The following is an 18,636-nucleotide window of genomic DNA, read 5'->3' as shown; positions in this document are numbered from 1 at the left end:
TGACGATCACCTCGGCTGAATGCGTTTCGATATTTGCTGCGTATTATTGCGGAGCAGCCGAGACCTGCGCAGGCTTCGGCGCCGCCGGCTTGCGGCGAATACCGCCGCCGGTCACGGCCATGACACGGGCAATGGCCTGACGCTGCAGGCTGTCGTCCTTGTCGATCGAGAAGTGGTTGGTGGTGGCGTTCTCGTTGACGTTGGCAAGCTTGCCCTTGAAGCGGGGATCCGCAGACACCGCGCGCCCCCAGCCGGCAGGTACGTAATAGTTCACGATCTGCTTCACATTGTTGGGGACGGCATCGGGCGCCACCGGATCGAAGTTCACGATCAGCGCCACCGGGATGTTGTACTGCGCGAGCTTGCGGGCAATCGAGATGGTCACGTCGGCACCGGCCGAGTGGCCCATCAGGATGATCGGTTCGCGGTTACCGGCCTTGTACCGGGCGATCATGTCGTCTGCCTGGCCGCTCCACAGCGTGTGATTGCTGACCGAGGAGGCGACGCCGGCGGCTTCGAGCTTGTAGGCGATCTGATCCATGCCGAGCGAGAACACGTTCATGAGGCCACGATAGAGATAGACATGGCCGGGGCGACGGCCGGGCGCCGCATCGGCATCCCCGGAACTCGCGAGTGAGGCCACAAAGAGCGACGACAGAATCAGCAAAACGGCCGCTGGAGAGGTCCACGACGGCCGTTTGAAGCCCTTGAGAGCAATCGACATAGTGCTTTCTTTCTTCGAAAAAACCCGCGACATGTTCAGACATAAGACCCTGCCGTCAATCACAGTCCTGCCTCGATTCCCGGAATTGTGATGAAGGGGGTTGCGAAAGAGCGGCTGTGTGACCTGAGGGCGACAAAATCCTGCCGGACGCTAGCGTTTTGGGCATGGGCAGGTTTGTCGGCGCGGGCGAATTTGCTATGCACCGGATCAGAACGGTGCGTGATGCACTCGGGAGCGAACGGACGATGATCGCGCGGCGACATGTCTTTCACATTGGCGGCTACGACCCGATTCTGCCGGACACGCAGCTTGAGCGGTTCCGCCGTTCGCTGTCGAGTTTCGAGAAGACGTGGAGCGTGTCCGCGAAGGCGTCTGGCGTGCTTGACGCTACGGATGTGAGCGCATCCTGGCGGGCCGAGACCTCCGGACCTAACTGGAAGACCGAAACCACCTACGAAATGCTGCGCTGGGATGACCTGATCCTGCAGGATCACACCCGAAGCATGCTGTCGCGATTGGGCGCCGCCTTTGTTACGCTGGGCGACTGGCTGATGACGGGAACCCTGTTCCGCTTCTTCTATGCGAGCTGGAAATATGCCGGCTTCTTCCTGTTCTCCTATCTGTGGATCGCGGGCTTTGCTGCATCTGGCGCAGCGGTGGGCTATGGGCTGACCTGGCTGCTTGGCATGAATGGTGCCGCCGCATGGATCGCTGGCGCAATTGTCGCTGCTGCCGTCTTCACGGCGCTGCTGCACCATTACGGCTGGCGCAAGCCGATCAATCATGTGTTCGACGACTGGATCTTCTCGCGGCAATATGTCCATGGCCAGCGGCCAAAGATGACGGCGCGCGTTGATGAATTCGCGGGGGTGATCGTGGCCCGCGCGCAGAAGGCCGATGTCGACGAGATCGTCATCGTCGGGCATTGCCTTGGTGCGGCATTGGTGATGGAGGCGGTGGCCCGCGCACTCGCGCTCGACCCGGATCTGACGAAACATGGCCCGACCATCTGCGTGATGACGGTGAGCGCGACCATCCCGAAATTCGCGTTGCATCCGGCCGGAAAGAGCGTACGCGCAGCAACGCGTCTCGTCGCCGACACGCCGGCGATCCGCTGGACCGAATATCACGCCCGCGACGACGTCATCAGTTTCTACCGCTTCGATCCGGTGACCTTGAAACGCCGCAGTCGCGATCGCGACGAGGGCAGGCCGAACATCCGGCGCGTCCAGATGCATGCCATGATGGGCATGGAACAGTTCAAGCGCTATCGCTTCAACTTCATGCGCATTCACTATCAGATGGTGATGGGCAACCAGTGCCGCGCGCCCTACGACTATTGCATGGTGATCTGCGGTCCTCTGCCGTTTGACGAGATCACCGCGGGCGAAGGCGGCCTCAAACGCTTCGGTGCGGATGGCGCGCTGCTGGACATGCCGCTGTCCAAGATCACATCCTCTCAATCGCAAGCCGGGGCATCCGTGAATGCCGCATGATGGCCTGATCGGACGACAATGACCGCGTCACTTCTTGGAACATATGTCTGGGCGATCGGTCTGATCGCCTGGTTCATCATTCGCTATCCTTATGCGCGCAAGGCCCGCCGCACGGCGACGCTGCGTGCGGTCGGCTGGAGCCGTGAACGCATCCTGCTGGCGATCGCCACCATCGGCCTATTCGTGGTACCGCTGATCTGGCTGGTGACCGGCTGGCCGGCCGCGCTGAACTATCAGCTGAATTATGTGGCGGTCGTGATCGGCGGCGCACTCTATGTGCTGTCGCTCTGGCTGTTTCGCCGCTCACACAAGGATCTCGGCCGGCAGTGGTCGGCCAGTCTGGAAATCCGCGAGGCTCACCAGATCGTGCGTGCCGGCGTCTATCGCAGCATACGCCATCCGATGTATGCCTCGTTCTGGTTGTGGGCACTGGCGCAGGCATTCCTGCTGCCGAATGCCATGGCCGCGCTGGGCGGGCTGGTCGCGATCGCGATCCTGTTCTTCACCCGCATCGACTATGAAGAGCGGATGCTGATCGAGGCATTCGGCGACGACTACCGGGCCTATATGCGTGAAACCAAGCGTATCATTCCGGGCATCTACTGACGCGGCACCAGACCGCCGGACAGATTGAGGGGACCGACCATGACTGACATCACATCCGGACTTGAACTGCGCTCGCTCATCAAAAGCAGCGGAGAACTGGAAATCTCGCTGCAGCAGGTGGCAATCCCGGCGCCGGGCCCCGACGAGGTCGTCGTGCGCATCGAGGCCGCGCCGATCAACCCGTCGGATCTCGGTCTCCTGCTCGGCGCCGCCGATCCGGCGAGTGTGAAAATTTCAGGCTCTGGCACGTCCTCGGTTGTCACCGCGACCGTCCCGCAAGCCAATATGAAAGCGATGGGCGGCCGTCTCGACGAGTCGATGGCGGTCGGCAATGAGGGCGCCGGCACGGTGGTGAAGGCCGGATCGTCCGAGGCCGCGCAAGCGCTGCTCGGCAAGACCGTCGCGATGATCGGCGGCGCGATGTATGCGCAGTATCGCGTCATCAAGGCCAAGGAATGTCTGCCGCTGCCCGAGGGCACGACGGCCACCGAGGGCGCATCCTGCTTCGTCAACCCGCTGACCTCGCTCGGCATGGTCGAGACCATGAAGCGGGAAGGGCACACGGCGCTGGTGCATACGGCCGCCGCGTCCAATCTCGGCCAGATGCTCAACAAGATCTGCCAGAAGGACGGCATCGATCTCGTCAACATCGTTCGCAGCGAGGAGCAGGAGAAACTGCTGCGCGGCATCGGCGCGAAATATGTCTGCAACTCGACGTCGCCGACCTTCATGGAAGATCTGACAGCCGCATTGATTGCCACCAATGCCACGCTGGCCTTCGACGCCACCGGTGGCGGCAAGCTGCAGGGCCAGATACTGCAGGCGATGGAAGTCGCCGCCGTCAAGGCGATGAAGGTCTACAGCCGCTATGGCTCGACGACCCACAAGCAGGTCTACGTCTATGGCCGGCTGGATCTCCGCCCGATCGAATTCGTCCCCGCCGGGATGGCCTGGGGCATGGGCGGCTGGCTGCTGTTTCCGTTCCTGCAGAAGATCGGTGCCGCCGATGCCGCCAGGCTCCGCGCCCGCGTGGTCGCCGAACTCAAGACTACCTTCGCCAGCCACTACACCAAGGTGATTTCGCTCGAAGGCGTGTTGCAGCTCGACAATCTCCGGGCCTATGCGAAGCGCGCCACCGGCGAGAAGTATCTGATCAATCCGAACATGCCGGGATGACACTTGCCGATCAGTCTGCCGGCGTCGTCACGGATGGCGCGCGGCTCTTGCTGCGCCATCCGCCGTATCTGTACTACATGGTGTCGCGCAGCTTCTCGCGCTTCGCGTCGCAGATTGCCGCTGTCGCGGTCGGCTGGCAGATCTATGATTTGACCGGCAGCGCGTTCCAGCTCGGCATGGTCGGCCTCGCGCAATTCGTGCCGATGCTGGCGCTGGTCTTCGTCGCCGGCCATATCGCCGACCGCTACGACCGCCGCCGCGTGGTGCAGATCTGCCAGACGCTGCAGGGGCTGACAGCGATCCTGCTCGCCTGGGGCACCTATGCCGGTTGGATTACGGTGCCGCAGATTTTCGTGGCGCTGGTGGTGATCGGCGCGGCGACGGCGTTCGAGGCGCCGGCCGGCTCGGCGCTGCTACCCGGCGTCGTACCGGAAGGTCGCCTGCAAAAAGCGACGGCACTTTCCACCGGCGTGTTTCAGGTGGCGATGATTTGCGGCCCCGCGCTCGGCGGCATCGCGTACGCGCTGTCGCCGTCGACGCCCTATGTGCTGATGGCGGCATTCTGGCTGATCGGCGGCGCGCTCAACAGCGCCATCAAACTGGCGCGCGAGGTCGCGGTGAAGGATCCGCCGTCGCTGCGGACATTGTTCGCCGGCGTGGGCTTCGTACGCAGCAATCCCGCCATCCTCGGCACCATTTCGCTCGATCTGTTCGCGGTGCTGCTCGGCGGCGCCACCGCGCTGCTGCCGATCTATGCGCGCGACATCCTGCAGACCGGTCCGTGGGGCCTGGGCCTCATGCGCGCGGCGCCGGCGGTCGGCGCGCTGCTGACGACCATCGTGCTGACGCGCTGGTCGATCAATCGCCGGGTCGGCATGCGGATGTTCCAGGCTGTCATCATCTTTGGCCTCGCGACAGCGGTGTTCGCGGTGTCGCAATGGTTGTGGTTGTCGGTGGCCGCACTCGCCGTGCTCGGCGCCGCCGATACGGTCAGCGTAGTGATCCGCTTCTCACTGGTGCAGCTCGCGACCCCGGATGACATGCGCGGCCGGGTCGGCGCGGTGAACTACCTGTTCATCAATACCTCAAACCAGCTCGGCCAGTTCGAGAGCGGCGTCACCGCCGCATTGTTCGGCACTGTGCCCGCTGCCTTGATCGGCGGCCTCGGCACTGTCGCCATCGCGCTGCTCTGGATGCGGCTGTTTCCGACATTGCGCAATGTCGAGCGGCTGGAGTAGGGGCGTCAGCGCTCGGCGAAGGCCAGTTTGGCACCGAGCGCGGCAAACGCGCCGGCAAAAGTGCGTCGCATCCAGGTCAGCACCCGTGGCCGTGTGATGACGTGGTTGCGGATCGACGCGGCGAACAGGCCGTAGAGCGCGAACACCACGAAGGTCATCAGCATGAATACCGCGCTAAGCAGCAGCATCTGCGACAGCGGATGCGCCTCGTCAGCACTGATGAACTGCGGCAGGAAGGCGAGGAAGAAGATCGACAGTTTCGGATTGAGGATGTTGATCAGGATCGCCGTGGTCGTGACCTGCAGCGCGGACTGCGCGCTGTCGTCAGTCTCGACCTTCAGCGTGCCATGCTCCTGTAGCGTCTTCCAGGCCATATAGAGCAGGTAGGCGACGCCGACATATTTGAACACCTGAAACGCCAGCGCGCTGGTGTGTAAGAGCGCGGCGAGGCCGAGGATAGCGGCGGCCATATGCGGAACGATGCCGAGCGTGCAACCGAACGCGGCGACGACGCTGCTGCGGCCTCCGCGCGAAAATCCGGTTGCCAGTGTGTAAAGGGCGCCAGTGCCCGGCGACGCCACCACGATCAGCGAGGTGATGAGAAATTCGATGGTCACGATGATGGCTCCGGCTTGCAAACTTGGATCGTCAGAATGTCGCTTGCGATCCTGTCAGGCAAGCACGTCGTCAGTTGCACACCTCGACATTGGTGAGGCCGATGCGCATGTCGCGCGACACCAAGCGGCAGCCGGGACGCACCGGACGGCAGCCGGCATTGTCGCAGACGATCTGGCCGGACGGCTGTGCGCGCGGCGAGCGGGCCTGAATTTGCGGGCGATCAAGCTCATCGCGCACGCGGCGCGGTGCGTTGCGTTTGGCCTCGTTGCGGTTGCGCTTCTTCTCACATTCATTGTCGTCATTCAGGAACGTGCCGGCGCGGCATACGATTTTCACGCAGCGGTCGCCGTCCGCCTCTGAACCATGCGCACAGACCAGCGGGCAGACCCGTGCAGACTTGGCCTTGATCGCCTCGAGCGCATCGGTGCTGGCCGCCTTGGCATCGAACTTGGTCGAGGCGTAGCGATTGAAGCGCTCAAGCGACTTGCGGGAAGCCACAGTCCATGAGTTGTCGACTGATCCCTGCAGGCAGCCCACCCGCTGAAGCTCGACCTGGACCTGACGGGGTAGATCGGCTGGCGCGGGTGTTCGGGGCACATCGGCCGTGGGGGCGGGGAGCGTCGCCAACTGCGGTCCGGCGGCAGGCGTGTCCGGCTTGCCGGCATCGACCCTGGCTTCCACTGCCGCACGGGCGCGCTCGCCGGCGGCAGCGCGTTCCTGCTCGGCGGTCTTGAGTTTCTCGGCAGCGATCCGGGCATCCTCGGCGGCCTTGGCATCGGCCGCTGCCTTGGTCTGTTCGGCCTTCCTGGCGCCTTCGGCAGCCAGACGGGCCTTCTCTTCAGCGGCGAGGCGGGCTTTCTCCGCAGCAGCGGTATGGGCGTCCTCGGCTGCGAGCTTCGCGAGTTGGGATTTCGCCAGCGACGCATAGAAGCCGTCGGGGTGCTGGGTCAGGAACGCGTTCCAGCCGTCTCTGGTCGCCAACTGCAAAGCCAGCTCGTAGTCGCGGCGGGTTTCGGCCTGGACACTGACGGCGGGCGACGTGGCGACGGCAGCCACCGGGACCAAAGGCACATCGTCGCCGCCGAGTGAACCGTAGACATAGGGTTCCTGGCGGTTGCTGGTGGTCTTCATGACGTCATCGCGGACGAAGCCAAAGGCCTTGCGCAGGTCGAGGCCGGGCGTCGCGATATGGCGGACGAGCGCGGCCGTGAAGGGGCTGTTCTTACTGTCGCCATCCAGCGCCGTCGAGCCGGCCTTGGCCGAATAGGCGATCAGTGTGTTGGGGCTGGCCGGCTCCACCTTGGCGAGGCCGCGGGTGATCGCCCGGGATGCCGTGGTGCGCTTCATGTTCTTGACGAAGGGGTTGTCGCGGCAGGCATCGAGGATCACCAGCCGCAGCTTCCTGGCTGGCTCGATGGTGACGAGGATGCGTTCCAGCGAGAATGCCTCGTCATAGACATCGGTGTCGCGCTCCAGCAGCGCGTCGACCGGAATCAGGTAATTGGTGCCATCGACCTCGATGCCGTGGCCGGCGAAATAGACCAGAGCAACGTCCGCATCGCGCGCCTTGTCCGCGAAATCGCGCAAGGCCCGGCGCATCTCGGTCGCCTTCAGATCCCGTCGGGCTTCGACAATGTCGAAATTCGCGGTCTTCAAGGTCTCGGTCATCGCTGCAGCATCGTTGGCGGGATTGGCGAGCTTGACGACGTTCTGGTAGGCCGAATTGCCGATCACCAGTGCGACGCGCTTGTCGGCGGCTAAGGCCGACTGACTGAGCAAGCTCAAGGCGAAGACTACGGAAGCCACAAGACCGAGGTTGCGCATCGGAAGCCCCGCAAATTGCGACGGTCGAATTTGAACAGCCTGGCCAGACGTCGCAGATCAGTCGGGACTGGCGTGCGTGGTTTGTCTTACGTGGTTTGTCGCGCAGCACTCTCCGAAGGTTCGATCACAGCGGCGCTCCGGGCGTCATCCATTTGAGCGATATCAGCATAGCGAAGATGTGTTTGGGCGGGCGAGGCGGACGTGCCGGTTCGGCACGATTACGGCCGTCAAATACAATCCATGCACTTGCATCTTTTACCGGGATAGGTGACAGGTTCCAGATGCGCTCCGCGCTTTTTGGAAGCAGTTATTCAGGGGATATCTCATGGCCACCTACAGCGTTGCCGTCATTGTCGGCAGCCTCCGCAAACAGTCATTCTCGCTCAAGGTTGCGAATGCACTCGCCCAGCTGGCGCCGCCTTCGCTCAAGCTGAACGTCATCACGCTGAACGAGCTGTCATTCTTCAATCAGGACCTGGAAGCCGCGCCGCCGGCCGACTGGGTCAAGTTCCGCGAAGCGATCCAGGCCTCGGATGCGGTACTGTTCGTCTCTCCGGAATATAACCGCTCCGTTTCGGGTGTTCTGAAAAACGCCATCGACGTCGGTTCGCGGCCCTATGGCAAGAGCTCGTTCCTCGGCAAGCCCACCGGCATCGTGGTTAGCTCGCCCGGTCCGATCGGTGGCCTGGGTGCTGCCCTTAGCTTGCGCCAAACCCTGCCGGGGATTGTCGGTCCCATCATGCAACAGCCTGAAATCTATCTGAATGCCGTCGGCGACGCGTTCAGCGAACAGGGCGAGATCGTCAAGGAATCGATCCGGCCGGTGCTGCAGGCCTATATCGACGCCTTCGCCGCCTGGGTCGACAAGCTGAAGAAATAACCCGCGCAAATTCATGTTGCGGCCCGGTTGTTAGGTTCGCCTTAACCGGGCCGTCGCATTTTCGGGAATGGTCAAGCATACCCGCCTCAAATCGATCCTCACCGGGCTCGTGCTCTATGCACTGGCGGCGATGATGATCAGCTATTTCGGGGTCAATGCCTATACCGGCAAATATGGCCTCAACGCCCGCCAGGAGCTCGACCAGGAGATCGTCGCGCTGACCTCCGAACTGGTACAATTGAAGAAGGAACGCACCAAGGCCGAGCAGCGCGTGGCGTTGCTGCGATCTGGTGGACTCGATCCCGACATGCTCGACGAGCGCGCGCGCTACCAGCTCGACTACGCGCATCCGCGCGACCTCGTGAAGGTCATCAAGCCAAACTAAGATTCTCTCTTCGGCGGCGAGTCGTCCTCGCATGAAGCAACACAGCTTTGCATCAAAGCTATGGATTGCTCGCGCCTGCTCATCGTGACGGCAACGTGACCACGACACGCGCTTTCATTCCTCAAATTACAAAACCGATCCAATTCGATTTCGAAAGTTTCGCGCTTTCGCTGCAGTGCGAAACAACCGTGTGGCATTCCGCGCGACGCAATCCCTTTCAAGCCGCAAGCACTTGGAGTAGGAAGGGCCATTCACTCTCGCATCCGGAATTTTCATGGCCGCACCGAAGAAAAGCGTCGCTCCCGCAGGGCAGGCAACGAGCAATGGCGCAACCCCGTCATCGCCGCCAGATTTCACCCGCGATCAGGAGATGCACGCGCTTCGCGACATGCTGCTGATCCGGCGTTTCGAGGAGAAGGCTGGCCAGCTCTATGGCATGGGCGCGATCGGCGGTTTCTGCCATCTCTATATCGGTCAGGAAGCCATCGTCGTCGGCATGCAGATGGCATTGAAGGATGGCGATCAGGTCATCACCGGCTATCGCGACCACGGTCACATGCTGGCCTGTGGCATGGACGCCAAGGGCGTCATGGCCGAGCTCACGGGGCGCAAGGGCGGCTACTCCAAGGGCAAGGGTGGCTCCATGCACATGTTCAGCCGCGAGAAGAATTTCTATGGCGGCCATGGCATCGTCGGTGCGCAGGTGTCGCTCGGAACGGGTCTCGCTTTTGCCAACCGTTATCGCGGCAATGATCTCGTCAGCCTCGCTTACTTCGGCGACGGCGCGTCGAACCAGGGCCAAGTCTATGAGAGCTTTAACATGGCGGAGCTGTGGAAGCTCCCGGTGATCTACATCATCGAGAACAACCGCTACGCCATGGGTACCTCGGTGACGCGCTCCTCGGCTCAGACCGACTTCTCCAAGCGCGGCATCTCCTTCAACATTCCGGGCGAGCAGGTCGACGGCATGGACGTCCGCGCCGTGAAGGCCGCCGGTGACCGTGCGGTCGCCTGGTGCCGCGCCGGCAAGGGTCCGTTCATTCTGGAAATGCAGACCTATCGCTATCGCGGCCACTCGATGTCCGATCCGGCCAAGTACCGGACCCGCGAGGAAGTAGACAAAGTTCGCCACGATCAAGACCCGATCGAGCAGGTGCGCAACCGTCTGCTGGCCGCTGACGTGACCGAGCAGGACCTCAAGGCGATCGACGCCGAGGTGCGTGACATCGTCAACGCATCGGCGGATTTCGCGCAGCAGGACCCTGAGCCCGATGCATCCGAACTTTACACCGATGTGTACCGCTAAGCGCGCGGCTTAAAGACCGATCTGGAGTTATAATGGCCATTCAAGTTCTGATGCCCGCGCTGTCCCCGACCATGGAGAAAGGCAACCTCTCCAAATGGCTCAAGAAGGAAGGCGACACGATCAAGTCCGGCGATGTGATTGCCGAAATCGAGACAGACAAGGCGACGATGGAAGTCGAAGCGACCGATGAAGGGACGCTCGGCAAGATCCTGATCCCGGAAGGGACCAACGACGTCGCGGTCAACACGCCGATCGCGACCATCCTCGCCGATGGCGAAGACGCATCTGCCGCGGCGAGCGCACCGGCCCCCGCGAAGCAGGAGAAGGCCGCAGAATCCGCGCCGCCTGCCGCGGAAGCCAAATCCGCTCCGGCTCCGCAGGAAGAGGCTACAGCGCCAGCAGCTCCGACGGCTTTGATCCAGCCCGATCCCGAAATTCCTGAAGGCACCGAGATGGTGACCATGACCATCCGCGAAGCGCTGCGCGACGCGATGGCCGAGGAAATGCGCAGGGATGAAGACGTCTTCATCATGGGCGAGGAAGTCGCCGAATATCAGGGCGCCTACAAGGTGACCCAGAACCTGCTGCAGGAATTCGGCGCACGCCGTGTCATCGATACGCCGATCACCGAGCACGGCTTCGCCGGTGTCGGCGTCGGCGCGGCGATGTCCGGCCTGAAGCCGATCGTCGAATTCATGACCTTCAACTTCGCCATGCAGGCGATCGACCAGATCATCAACTCCGCTGCCAAGACACTCTACATGTCCGGCGGCCAGATGACCTGTCAGATCGTGTTCCGCGGCCCGAATGGCGCTGCGGCGCGCGTTGGCGCGCAGCACAGCCAGGACTACTCGGCCTGGTATTCGCAGATCCCGGGTCTGAAGGTCGTCGCGCCCTATAGCGCCGCCGACTACAAGGGCCTGCTCAAATCTGCAATCCGCGATCCGAACCCGGTGATCTTCCTCGAAAACGAAATGCTTTACGGGCATTCCGGCGAGGTGCCGAAGCTCGACGACTACATCGTGCCGATTGGCAAGGCCAAGGTCGCACGTGTCGGCAAAGATGTGACGCTGATCTCGTGGTCGAACGGCATGACCTATGCCCTGAAGGCTGCCGAAGAACTCGCCAAGGAAGGCATCGAGGCGGAGGTCATCGACCTGCGCACGCTGCGTCCGCTCGACACCGACACCATCATCGAGTCCGTGAAGAAAACATCGCGTGCCGTGACGGTGGAAGAAGGCTGGCAACAGTCGGGTGTGGGAGCTGAAATCGCCGCACGTATCATGGAGCACGCCTTCGACTATCTCGATGCGCCGGTGGCGCGCGTGTCGGGCAAGGACGTGCCGATGCCTTACGCCGCCAATCTTGAAAAGCTGGCGCTGCCGTCAGTGGCTGACGTCGTGGCTGCGGCCAAAGCCGTCTGCTATCGGTGAACCATGGCAGGTCCGAAGGAACAGCCATTGCCGCCGGATGTCATGGACCGCGAGGACGCCACCGAGGTGTTGCGCGCATTCGTGCTGGATGGCGGGCTGTCCATCGCCTTCATGCGTGCCTTCGAGGAGCCCGACATGTGGGGGCTCCTGCTGGTCGATATCGCGCGCCATGCCGCACGCGCCTATGCGCGTGAGGCCAACTATTCCGAGGACGAGGCGCTGAACCGCATCGTCGAAATGTTCGAAGCTGAAATCGCGCGTCCGACTGACATGGGCAACACCACGCCGCGGTCGCAACAAGGTCACTGACAATGCCAATCAACATTCTGATGCCTGCGCTGTCGCCCACCATGGAAAAGGGCAACCTTGCCAAGTGGCTCAAGAAGGAGGGCGACAAGGTCAAGTCTGGCGACGTGATCGCGGAGATCGAGACGGACAAGGCGACGATGGAAGTCGAAGCCGTCGACGAAGGCACCATCGCCAAGATCCTGGTGGCGGAAGGTACGCAGGATGTTGCTGTGAACGCCGTCATCGCGGTGCTCGCCGCCGACGGTGAGGACGTGAAGGCCGCGAGTTCGGGGGCAGGGGCTGACAAGCCGAAGCCCGCGCCTGCTGCCGAAGCTCCAGCGCCGAAGCCTGCAGCTGCTGCACCTGCGCCGGCTGCTGCTTCCGCAGCGAAAGCACCGGCAGCGGCCGCTACGCCAGCTCCGCAGCCGGCCGCTGCACAGAGCAATGGCGTGCGCGTATTTTCGTCACCGCTGGCGCGTCGTCTCGCCAAGGACGCCGGCATCGAACTCGGCCGCATCAACGGCTCGGGTCCGCATGGTCGCGTGGTCGCTGCGGATGTCGAGAAGGCGAAGTCCGGTCAGGGCCTCAAACCAGCAGCCGCAGCTGCCGGCGCTCCCGCAGGTGCAACTGGAGCGATCGGTGCGCCTGCAATGTCCGATCAGCAGATTCTCGGGCTGTACGAGCAGGGCGCTTACGAGAGCGTGCCGCATGACTCGATGCGCCGCACGATTGCGCAGCGTCTCACCGCCGCGACCAACTCGATGCCGACCTTCTATCTCACCGTCGACTGCGATCTCGGCAAGCTCTCCTCCGCGCGCGAGGAGATCAACGCTGCCGCCGGCAAGGACAAGGACGGCAAGCCGCTCTACAAGCTCTCGGTCAACGATTTCGTCATCAAGGCGATGGCCATCGCGCTGCAGAAGATTCCGGAAGCGAACGTGTCGTGGACGGAAGCGGCGATGCTCCGTCATAAGCATTCGGATATCGGCGTCGCGGTGGCGCTGCCGTTCGGCCTGATCACGCCGATCATCCGCCAGGCCGAGATCAAGTCCATTTCGGCAATCTCCAACGAGATGAAGGAATTGGCCGCGCGCGCCAAGGCCAAGAAGCTCAAGCCCAACGAATACCAGGGCGGTGCGTCATCCGTGTCCAATCTCGGCATGTTCGGCATCAAGGACTTCACGGCGGTGATCAATCCGCCGCAGTCGTCGATCCTTGCGGTTGGCACGGGCGAGGAACGGGCCGTGGTGCGCAACGGCCAGATCGTCGCTGCAACCATCATGAGCGTGACCCTGTCCTGCGACCACCGCGCCATCGACGGCGCGCTCGGCGCGGAACTGATCACGGCGTTCAAGAAGCTGATCGAAAATCCAGTGATGATGGTGGTGTGACGCGGCGTCACGGGACAAGTCGATGAAGTTGTTCGGCATGGTCTTGCTGGCGGGTTTTATCTCGCTGATTTGCGGAGTGGCGGTTACGTCAGCGGCCTCGTCGATCATGCCTTGTTACAGCGACAAAGCCGGTTGCGGTATGGGCGAAGCCTACCGGCTGTTGTTCGTGCCCGGATACGTGCTGCTCGCAATGATTGGTTTTGGTATCGCGGCACCTGGCAAGCATCGCGAACGCGCGTTGAAGCTCGCGATGTTGGTGTTGGTACTGGTGGCGGTGTTTGTGATCGCGCTCGGGATGGCGTCGGATGCAAATTCGGGGCGGTCTCCAAATGCGGGCGACCTCATCGATGCAGTACAGATGTCGGTCTCGTACTGGGTCGTCGTCATCGTGCAATGGCTAATGCTGCGGCGTTACCTGCGTTTGCGCGAGGCCGAACGGGAAGCAATATCTTGAATCGCCGCAAGCGCGGCAACGCGTGTTTGAGTTGAACGGGAGCCACAATGGCCGATACATCTTTTGACGTCGTCGTGATCGGTTCCGGTCCCGGCGGTTACGTGACGGCGATCCGCGCCGCACAGCTCGGCTTCAAGACGGCGATCGTCGAGAAGGCCTATCTCGGCGGCATCTGCAATAACTGGGGCTGTATCCCGACCAAGGCGCTGCTGCGCTCGGCGGAAATCTATCACTACATGCAGCATGCCAAGGATTATGGCCTGTCGGCGGACAACGTGACGTTCGACATCAAGGCCGTGATCGCGCGCTCGCGCGGCGTCGTGAAGCGCCTCAGCGGCGGCGTCGAATACCTGATGAACAAGAACAAGATCTCGGTCATCTGGGGTGAAGCGACCCTGGATGCGCCGGGCAAGTTCACTGTCAAGAAGACGGAAGCCGCAGCACCCAAGGGCGCGATCGGTGCGGGCAGCTACACTGCGAAGCATATCATCGTCGCCACAGGCGCTCGGCCGCGCGTGCTGCCGGGCCTCGAGCCCGACAAGAAGCTGGTCTGGACCTATTTCGAGGCGATGAACCCCGACAAGATGCCGAAGTCGCTGCTGGTGGTCGGCTCCGGCGCCATCGGCATCGAATTCGCGTCGTTCTACAAGACCATGGGCGCCGACGTGACTGTGGTCGAGGTGCTGCCGCAGATCCTGCCGGTGGAAGACGCCGAGATCGCGGGTTTCGCCCGCAAACAGTTCGAGAAGCAGGGCATCAAGATCATGTCCGGCGCGAAGGTAACCAAGCTCGACAAGAAGTCGGATTCGGTCACCGTGACCATCGAGGATGGCAAGGGGGCTACCCAGCAACTCACCGTCGATCGCGTCGTCTCGGCGGTCGGTGTGGTCGGCAATATCGAAGGCTTTGGCCTCGAGAAGCTCGGCGTGAAGACCGAGCGCGGCTGTATCGTGATCGACAAATACGGCAAGACCAATGTGCCCGGCATCTATGCCATCGGCGACGTCGCCGGTCCGCCGATGCTGGCCCACAAGGCCGAGCATGAGGGCGTGATCTGCGTCGAGGCGATCAAGGGGATGAACCCGCATGCAATGGACAAGTCGCTGATCCCGGGCTGTACCTATTGTCACCCGCAGGTGGCCTCGGTCGGTCTCACCGAAGCCAAGGCCAAGGAAGCCGGCAAGGACATCCGCGTCGGCCGCTTCCCCTTCGTCGCCAATGGCAAGGCCATCGCCCAGGGCGAGGACCAGGGCATGGTGAAGGTGATCTTCGACAAGAAGACTGGCCAGCTGCTCGGCGCCCATATGGTCGGCGCTGAGGTCGTCGAGATGATCCAGGGCTTTGTGGTCGCTATGAATCTGGAGACCACGGAAGAGGAACTCTTCCACACCATCTTCCCGCATCCGACCATCTCGGAGACGATGAAGGAAGCCGTGCTCGACGCCTATGGGCGCGTGCTGAATACGTAGTCGGAAGCATTTCCGATCGATAATTTTGATCGCCGCATCGTGAAGTTGCGGCGGGCTTACGTTCCGGTCTCCCGACGTTATCTGCCGTCAAGGTCAGATGCGAATGCGTCCAAGGCGCAAAGTGCTGTCATTTCCGAGTGACGCTAAATTCAGGGAGCTTTTCATGAAAACAACGATCACCACTGCCGCGGCTTCGGCCCTCATTGCTCTGATAATGTCCGGTGCCGCCACTGCGTCAGAGCAGCGCTCTGCACACCGGCATGCACAACCGCAGGCCGTCACAACCTATGGCGACTCACGCGATGCCTTCGCCTATTACCCGGGCTGGGGCCGTGATCCCGTGCTCGTCCGCGGTGTTTATCCCGGGCTGGTCTACGGTGGTGCCACCTCGGCGCCCGCCGGACGTTGAGATCGGCAACGGATGGAAAAGTCGGCCTTGCGCTGACTTTCCGGTAACGCGGCAGCGATTCTAGCCTCGCTCAAAAGGGTTGCCGGTGCGCCACAAATGTTGCTTGGTTGCCACAGTCCCTCAAGATTTAACCCTGTCGTGCTGTGGGTATTGCAACCGCCGCTATTTGGCCACACGCCTTCGTGAAATCATTTCTCGACAGCCAGAAGGCTGGAGCGCTTCGAAGATCGACGGGATGTCAGTGGGACTGTCCCGGATCGCCGAAGCGGCCTGAGAAACCAGGTTCGCGATGGACGTCAAGACGAACATCAAGTCGCATTTGCCGAGCCGTCATATGACGGAGGGCCGGGAGCTGGCGTTGCGTGGCGCGCTCCCGTCCGCGATGAGTCTGGCTATGTCACAAGGCGAACAGCCCGTTGCCGGCCAAGTGCTGCGCGCGGAAGAATCTCGTGCTGTCGAAATCTTCAAAAAGACACCATATGGCACCGATTTGAAGCGGCTGAGCCGTTATGTCGCCAAAGACATATTGGAAGTTGCTGACATACCGTTGCTGAAGACGACATTGCTCGATCACAGCCGGTCGCGGGGAGCGTGCCTCACTGCGACGGGGCAGATGATCGCGGAGAAAATGAAGCCCGTGACGCGGAATTCCCATCAGGACGTCATTCGTTCTGCCGACAAGCCAATCGCCATTGGCGGTGACGCAGTCGGATCGAAGGGGAATCTGGCTCCTGACACCTTCCAATCGATGGGCGGTAGCACCATCGGGCGCGAAACCGGTGAGGGCTGCCTTAACGTAAAATTGACGGACAAAGAATTGGCCGCGCACCCGACCAAACGGAAGCGTCGCGCGACTAACCATATGTCAGGGACGCTGTGGACATATGCCCAGCAGGTTGGATCGGCCATTGGTTGCGCCGTGACCCAAACCGGCCGGGCCCACGAGAAATACTGTTATGCGGATAGTTGAGCGTACCATTTTTGTAGCGTTTGCTTTGGGTGCCGCGTCAGTGGCCGCGCCGGCGTTTGCCTTTGATGGTGCGCCCGTTGGCAGCAGCGACGCAGCCCTGCCGGTTGTAACGACCATTCCCGGTGCTGCGCCGGTCTTGAAGAAGTCCGCCAAGCCCGATACCTCGCTGACCGCTCTTCAGTATGCCGCCGAAGGCGGTCATCCGATTGCCCAGTGGAAGCTCGGCCGGATGTATGCCGACGGTAACGGTGTGGCACAGGACGATCTGCGCGCCTTCGAATATTTCAGCCGTATCGCCAATGCCCATGCGGAGGACTCGCCGTCCGCGCCGCAGGCGACCATCGTCGCCAACGCCTTCGTGGCGCTCGGTCGCTACTACCTCGACGGTATCCCGAATTCGAAGATCAAGGCCGACACTGAACGCGCACGTGAGATGTTCTCCTACGCCGCATCCTATTTCGGCAATGCCGATGCGCAATACGATCTGGCCCGGCTGTATCTGAAGGGCATCGGTACCCCGCGCGACACCAAGTATGGCGCCCGCTGGCTGGGCCTTGCTGCGCAGAAGGGCCAGCACCAGGCGCAGGCGTTGCTCGGCCAGATGCTGTTCAACGGTGAATCGCTGCCACGGCAGATGGCGCGCGGCCTGATGTGGCTGACGCTGGCCCGTGACAATGCCGGCCCGGACGACACCTGGATCCGCGACAGCTACAACAAGGCCATCGCCAAGGCCTCCGAAGACGACCGTGCGATGGCGCTGCAGATGCTTGAACACTGGGTGTCCGGCAAACGGGACTGAGGGTTGTCCCGGACTAAGCGACCGTTTCCGAGCGCGATTACCTCACACTCGACTGTCGTCACCCGGCTTGACCGGGTGACCCAGTAATCGCCGGCCTTCATTATTATCAACGAGTGCTCGCGTCAGGCGCCGCCTCGGAACATTGCCCCGGGCGTTTGCTGGATCGCCCGGTCAAGCCGGGCGATGACGGTTTGTGTTTGGGGAGCGCTTGGCGACCGGCCTTTACGCCGCTTCAAGATCCAGATCGACCCACACCGGCACGTGATCGCTCGGCTTCTCCCAGGCGCGCACATATTTGTCGATCCCGACGTCGATCAGCTTGTCGCTGGCCTGCGGCGATAGCAGCAGGTGGTCGATGCGGATGCCCCAGTTCTTCTGCCAGGCGCCGGCCTGATAATCCCAGAACGTGTACTGGCCGGGCTCATCGGTGACGGCGCGCAGGGCGTCGGTCATCCCCAATCCGAGCAGGGTTTGGAAGCTCGCGCGGGTTTCCGGCTTGAACAGCGCGTCATTGATCCAGGCCGCCGGATTATAGGCGTCGGCCGCCGCCGGGATGACGTTGAAGTCGCCGGCGAGAATCAACGGCTCCTCGGTCTTCAGCCGCAGCTTGGTGAATTCCTGTAGTCGCGACATCCATTTCAGCTTGTAGGGATACTTCTCGGTGTCGACCGGATTGCCGTTCGGCAGATACAGGCAGGCAACTCTGACCACCCCGGATTTCAGCGACACTACGCCTTCGATGAAGCGGGCATGAAGATCCTCGTCATCGCCCGCCAGCCGGGGCGTGGCTTCCTCCAGCGGATATTTCGAGAGCAGGGCGACGCCGTTGAACGTCTTCTGGCCGTGGGTGACGACATTGTAGCCGAGCGCCTCGATGGGCTCGCGCGGAAACGCCTCATCGAGGCATTTGATCTCCTGCAGGCAGACGATGTCCGGTGAGCAGTCGCGAAGCCACGTCACCAGATGGTCCAGCCGCTGGCGGACAGAATTCACATTCCAGGTGGCAATTCTCATCTGATGGGATTCCGGTAACAACAATGGCAAAAATACGTCAACGTGGCATACCATCATCCCTGCCAACATGATAAGCTTTAAGCCTAAAGCGCACAGACGCTGTCTTTAAAGCTGCCATGGGCGGGAAACGGGGGCGACCCGATCTTCTGTACCAGG

19 protein-coding genes are annotated in these 18,636 nt (G+C 62.1%); 15 read left to right on the top strand and 4 right to left on the bottom strand.

Features of this window, described 5'->3' with window-relative positions:
* Positions 1–43: 43 nt before the first annotated feature.
* A complete protein-coding gene (locus AB8A23_RS21775; RefSeq protein ID WP_089264505.1) occupies positions 44–724 on the bottom strand; it encodes a hypothetical protein in 681 nt (226 codons plus the stop codon).
* A gap of 215 nt (positions 725–939) precedes the next feature.
* On the opposite strand from AB8A23_RS21775, the gene AB8A23_RS21770 reads away from it, so the two are divergent.
* From AB8A23_RS21770 to AB8A23_RS21755, 4 genes are read left to right on the top strand one after another with little or no spacing between them, the layout of a single operon-like run.
* Positions 940–2,220, top strand: a complete 1,281-nt coding sequence (locus AB8A23_RS21770) for a hypothetical protein (RefSeq protein ID WP_439058249.1) — start codon at positions 940–942, stop codon at positions 2,218–2,220.
* 18 nt (positions 2,221–2,238) lie between these two features.
* A complete protein-coding gene (locus AB8A23_RS21765) occupies positions 2,239–2,826 on the top strand; it encodes a protein-S-isoprenylcysteine O-methyltransferase (RefSeq protein ID WP_439058250.1) in 588 nt (195 codons plus the stop codon).
* Positions 2,827–2,865: 39 nt separating this feature from the next.
* Positions 2,866–4,002, top strand: coding sequence for a zinc-binding dehydrogenase (locus AB8A23_RS21760; RefSeq protein WP_439058251.1), 1,137 nt, complete (start codon positions 2,866–2,868; stop codon positions 4,000–4,002).
* A complete protein-coding gene (locus AB8A23_RS21755; protein WP_120289940.1) occupies positions 3,999–5,240 on the top strand; it encodes an MFS transporter in 1,242 nt (413 codons plus the stop codon). The genes AB8A23_RS21760 and AB8A23_RS21755 overlap by 4 nt, the downstream gene beginning before the upstream one ends.
* Before the next feature lie 5 nt (positions 5,241–5,245).
* Here AB8A23_RS21755 and AB8A23_RS21750 read toward each other — a convergent pair whose 3' ends face one another.
* Together AB8A23_RS21750 and AB8A23_RS21745 are read right to left on the bottom strand one after the other, a co-directional pair.
* The gene (locus AB8A23_RS21750; protein WP_439058252.1) at positions 5,246–5,857 is read right to left on the bottom strand and encodes a LysE family translocator; all 612 of its coding nucleotides are present in this window, start codon (positions 5,855–5,857) and stop codon (positions 5,246–5,248) included.
* A gap of 70 nt (positions 5,858–5,927) precedes the next feature.
* Positions 5,928–7,682, bottom strand: a complete 1,755-nt coding sequence (locus tag AB8A23_RS21745) for a caspase family protein (protein WP_439058253.1) — start codon at positions 7,680–7,682, stop codon at positions 5,928–5,930.
* Between the two features lie 325 nt (positions 7,683–8,007).
* Between AB8A23_RS21745 and AB8A23_RS21740 the strand changes: the two genes are divergently transcribed.
* The 11 genes from AB8A23_RS21740 (at position 8,008) to AB8A23_RS21690 (ending at position 17,466) form a co-directional block, all read left to right on the top strand.
* Positions 8,008–8,562 carry an NADPH-dependent FMN reductase gene (locus AB8A23_RS21740; protein WP_089264500.1) on the top strand — a complete coding sequence of 185 codons (555 nt, stop codon included), beginning with the start codon at positions 8,008–8,010 and terminating at the stop codon, positions 8,560–8,562.
* Between the two features lie 67 nt (positions 8,563–8,629).
* A complete protein-coding gene (locus AB8A23_RS21735) occupies positions 8,630–8,947 on the top strand; it encodes an FtsB family cell division protein (RefSeq protein ID WP_068730817.1) in 318 nt (105 codons plus the stop codon).
* 274 nt (positions 8,948–9,221) lie between these two features.
* Complete coding sequence (gene pdhA / locus AB8A23_RS21730) at positions 9,222–10,253, top strand: pyruvate dehydrogenase (acetyl-transferring) E1 component subunit alpha (RefSeq protein WP_068730816.1); 1,032 nt, start codon at positions 9,222–9,224, stop codon at positions 10,251–10,253.
* A 32-nt stretch (positions 10,254–10,285) separates the two neighbouring features.
* Complete coding sequence (locus AB8A23_RS21725) at positions 10,286–11,686, top strand: pyruvate dehydrogenase complex E1 component subunit beta (protein WP_439058254.1); 1,401 nt, start codon at positions 10,286–10,288, stop codon at positions 11,684–11,686.
* A gap of 3 nt (positions 11,687–11,689) precedes the next feature.
* Positions 11,690–11,995, top strand: coding sequence for a DUF5076 domain-containing protein (locus AB8A23_RS21720; protein WP_068730814.1), 306 nt, complete (start codon positions 11,690–11,692; stop codon positions 11,993–11,995).
* Between the two features lie 2 nt (positions 11,996–11,997).
* On the top strand, positions 11,998–13,365 hold the full coding sequence (locus AB8A23_RS21715; RefSeq protein WP_439058255.1) for a pyruvate dehydrogenase complex dihydrolipoamide acetyltransferase: 1,368 nt from the start codon (positions 11,998–12,000) through the stop codon (positions 13,363–13,365).
* A 22-nt stretch (positions 13,366–13,387) separates the two neighbouring features.
* Positions 13,388–13,819, top strand: coding sequence for a hypothetical protein (locus AB8A23_RS21710; RefSeq protein WP_175367052.1), 432 nt, complete (start codon positions 13,388–13,390; stop codon positions 13,817–13,819).
* Between the two features lie 47 nt (positions 13,820–13,866).
* Positions 13,867–15,288, top strand: a complete 1,422-nt coding sequence (lpdA, locus tag AB8A23_RS21705; RefSeq protein WP_439058256.1) for a dihydrolipoyl dehydrogenase — start codon at positions 13,867–13,869, stop codon at positions 15,286–15,288.
* A 163-nt stretch (positions 15,289–15,451) separates the two neighbouring features.
* Positions 15,452–15,697: a hypothetical protein gene (locus AB8A23_RS21700; RefSeq protein WP_120289930.1), complete on the top strand. Its 246-nt coding sequence runs from the start codon at positions 15,452–15,454 to the stop codon at positions 15,695–15,697.
* A 289-nt stretch (positions 15,698–15,986) separates the two neighbouring features.
* Entirely contained in the window at positions 15,987–16,667 is a 681-nt protein-coding gene (locus AB8A23_RS21695; protein ID WP_439058257.1) for a hypothetical protein, read from the top strand.
* Positions 16,654–17,466: a tetratricopeptide repeat protein gene (locus AB8A23_RS21690; protein WP_093758718.1), complete on the top strand. Its 813-nt coding sequence runs from the start codon at positions 16,654–16,656 to the stop codon at positions 17,464–17,466. The genes AB8A23_RS21695 and AB8A23_RS21690 overlap by 14 nt, the downstream gene beginning before the upstream one ends.
* A gap of 222 nt (positions 17,467–17,688) precedes the next feature.
* On the opposite strand, the gene xth is transcribed toward AB8A23_RS21690, so the two are convergent.
* Positions 17,689–18,480, bottom strand: coding sequence for an exodeoxyribonuclease III (gene xth, locus AB8A23_RS21685; RefSeq protein WP_093758717.1), 792 nt, complete (start codon positions 18,478–18,480; stop codon positions 17,689–17,691).
* Positions 18,481–18,636 lie beyond the last annotated feature (156 nt).

Source organism: Tardiphaga sp. 619_E2_N8_4 (genome assembly GCF_051810905.1).
In the GTDB taxonomy this organism is placed as follows: Bacteria; Pseudomonadota; Alphaproteobacteria; order Rhizobiales; family Xanthobacteraceae; genus Tardiphaga; species Tardiphaga robiniae.
This window is presented reverse-complemented; position numbering and strand designations above follow the sequence as displayed.